Annotated in this window: 3 protein-coding genes; 2 read left to right on the top strand and 1 reads right to left on the bottom strand. The window is 70.7% G+C overall.

Annotation, left to right across the window (positions count from 1 at the left end; all coding sequences use genetic code 11):
- Positions 1-330: 330 nt before the first annotated feature.
- On the bottom strand, positions 331-789 hold the full coding sequence (locus tag ABZW17_RS40510) for a MarR family transcriptional regulator (protein WP_354826383.1): 459 nt from the start codon (positions 787-789) through the stop codon (positions 331-333).
- A gap of 131 nt (positions 790-920) precedes the next feature.
- Between ABZW17_RS40510 and ABZW17_RS40505 the strand changes: the two genes are divergently transcribed.
- A complete protein-coding gene (locus ABZW17_RS40505) occupies positions 921-2105 on the top strand; it encodes an MFS transporter (RefSeq protein ID WP_354826380.1) in 1185 nt (394 codons plus the stop codon).
- Positions 2106-2128: 23 nt separating this feature from the next.
- The gene (locus ABZW17_RS40500; protein WP_354826377.1) at positions 2129-2962 is read left to right on the top strand and encodes an aldo/keto reductase; all 834 of its coding nucleotides are present in this window, start codon (positions 2129-2131) and stop codon (positions 2960-2962) included.
- Positions 2963-2998: the final 36 nt, after the last annotated feature.

Below are 2998 nucleotides of genomic sequence, written 5' to 3'. Positions count from 1 at the left end.
CGGAACCTGCGTCCACAGCTCGCCTGTCCGGCCCGTGTCCCGAAACCCTCACGGCCCGGCCCTGGACGTCCCGCCGGAACACCCAATCAACGACCAGCGTCACGGCATGACGTCCATACCGTCACCAGCACGAACACCCAAAAATCGAAGCACGGCAAGAACACCAGGTCGAGCAATCCACGACCCCGCCGAACTGGTTAAAACTCAAGCTAGCGGCACCGTTCAGCCGGCTGCCGACCCTGCGCACCGACTGAGCTTCCGGCCGGCGGGCGGCGAAAGTTTCCGCGGGGCGCGGAAACTTTCGCACCCTCACGTCCGGTGCGGCGAAAGTCAGGCCGAGGCACCGCGGAAGCTGAGCGTGCCGAGCGCGGCCACGAGCGGCGAGAGTTCCGGCCGCGTCTGCGCCTCGGACAGGGCCTCCGCCAGCGCCGTGTCGTGTGTCGGGCGGGCCGCCGTCAGGAGGGCCTGGCCCGCCGGCGTCACCTCCGTGTAGATGCCGCGGCGGTCGTCCGCGCAGAGGTACCGGGCCAGCAGCCCGCGGCTCTCCAGCCGCGTCACCAGCCTGGTTGTCGCCGACTGGCTGAGGACGACCGCGTTGGCGAGCTGGTTCATCCGGAGGTGGAAGCCGTCCTGGCGGGCGAGCACGTCCAGCACCGTGTACTCGCTCACCGACAGCTCGTGGTCGCGCTCGAGCGCGCGCTGCAGCCGGTCCTCGATCCGCGCGTGGAGCGCGGCCAGCGTGCGCCAGCCCTGCGCGCGGGCTTCGACGGCTTCGTCGTCCAGTGACACGGTTCACCCCTTCCCGGCTTGCGCGGGGAGCCCGCCAAGTCGCAAGCTTGTGCAATATACGGCGTCTGCAACTATCTCGGACGCTCGTAGTTGCCAACGCCCCTCAGTCTACTCCCGAAAGAAGGAAGTCCATGCCCGCCGCCCTGCTCGCGCTGGCGATCAGCGCATTCGGGATCGGCACCACCGAGTTCGTGATCATGGGCCTGCTGCCCGAGGTCGCGGCCGGCTTCGGCGTCTCGATCCCGGCCGCAGGCCTGCTCATCTCCGGCTACGCGCTCGGCGTCGTCGTCGGCGCTCCCCTGCTCACCGCACTCGCCTCGCGCGTGCCGCGCAAGACCGTCCTGGTCGCCCTGATGGGCCTGTTCATCGCCGGCAACGTGCTTTCGGCGCTGGCACCCACCTACGGCGTGCTGATGACCGGCCGGATCGTCGCCGCGCTGAGCCACGGCGCCTTCTTCGGCGTCGGCTCGGTCGTCGCCGCGTCGCTGGTCGCGCCGGCCAAGCAGGCGAGCGCCATCGCGCTGATGTTCACCGGGCTGACCGTGGCGAACGTCCTCGGCGTGCCCGCCGGCACCGCGCTCGGCCAGGCCTTCGGCTGGCGCTCGACGTTCTGGGTGGTCAGCGCGCTCGGCGTCGCCGGGGCGATCGGCATCCTCGCGCTGGTGCCGCGCCAGGCCCCCGAGCCCGGTGCCGGCCTGCGCGGCGAACTCGCCGTGTTCCGCCGCCCGCAGGTGTGGCTCGCCCTGGTCATGACCGCGCTCGGCTTCGCCGGTGTCTTCGCGTCCTTCACCTACATCGCGCCGATGATGACCGAGGTCGCGGGCTTTTCGAGCGGCGCGGTCACTTGGCTGCTCGTGCTGTTCGGCGCCGGCCTGTTCGCCGGCAACCTCTTCGGCGGCCGGGCCGCGGACCGCCGTCTGATGCCCAGCCTGTACGTCATCCTCGCCGCGCTGGCGCTCGTGCTCCTGGCGTTCGTGTTCACCGCGCACGCGAAGGTGCCGGCCGCGATCACCATCGCGCTGTTCGGCGCGGCGGGCTTCGCGACCGTGCCGCCGCTGCAGGCCCGCGTGCTGGCCAAGGCCGAGGGCGCGCCCGCACTGGCGTCGGCGGCGAACATCGCCGCCTTCAACCTCGGCAACGCCGGCGGCGCGTGGCTCGGCGGCCAGGCGATCGAGGCCGGCCTCGGCTACACCGCCCCCAACTGGATCGGCGCCGCGCTCGCCGCGGCCGGCCTCGCCGTGGCGCTCGTCTCCGGCCTGCTCGACCGCCGGACCCCGGCTAGTTTCGACGCCGGGGAACGGGTACCCGCCCGATGAACCACCCACCGAAAGGAACCCTCGTGACCAGCGTGCCCGTGATCGAACTCAACAACGGCGTGCGGATGCCGCAACTCGGCTACGGCGTGTTCCAGGTCCCGGACGACGAGACCGCCGCCGCCCTGAAGGCCGCCCTCGAAGCGGGCTACCGCAGCATCGACACCGCCGCCGTCTACGGCAACGAAAAGGGCGTCGGCCAGGCGATCGCCGAGTCCGGTATCGCCCGCGACGACCTGTTCGTCACGACCAAGCTGTGGAACTCAGCCCAGGGCTACGACTCGACGCTCAAGGCGTTCGACGAAAGCCTGGCCAAGCTCGGGCTGGAGCAGCTGGACCTGTACCTGATCCACTGGCCGACGCCGAAGCGCGACAAGTTCCTCGACACGTGGAAGGCGTTCGAGAAGCTGTACGCCGACGGCCGCGTCCGCGCGATCGGCGTGTCCAACTTCCAGCCCGCGCACCTCGAACGGCTGATGGACGCGGCGAGCGTCGTCCCGGCGGTGAACCAGGTCGAACTGCACCCGTACCTGCAGCAGGCGGAGCTGCGCGAGTTCGACACGAAGAACGGCATCGCGACCGAGGCGTGGAGCCCGCTCGCCAAGGGCGGCAGCCTGCTCGGCGACCCGGTGGTCGCGGACCTCGCCGTGAAGCACAGCCGCACGCCCGCGCAGATCGTCCTGCGCTGGCACCTGCAACTCGGCAACGTCGTGATCCCGAAGTCGGTGACACCGTCCCGGATCGAGGAAAACTTCGACCTGTTCGGGTTCACCCTCACGGAGGAGGAACTCGATTCGCTGACGCCGCTGGACCGCGGCGAGCGCACCGGCCCCGACCCCGACACCTTCAACGCCGCCTGACCCGGTCGTGAGTGTTTAGGCGGGTTAGCACCCGCC

Source organism: Amycolatopsis sp. NPDC004625, from assembly GCF_040609695.1.
In the GTDB taxonomy this organism is placed as follows: domain Bacteria; phylum Actinomycetota; class Actinomycetes; order Mycobacteriales; family Pseudonocardiaceae; genus Amycolatopsis.
Note: the sequence above shows the minus strand (reverse complement) of the source record. Positions and strands in the feature narration are given on the sequence as shown.

Bases quoted from the DNA above. Each gene is read 5' to 3' on its own strand.
- ABZW17_RS40505 (WP_354826380.1), top strand. From the start codon at position 921: ATGCCCGCCGCCCTGCTCGCGCTGGCGATCAGCGCATTCGGGATCGGC.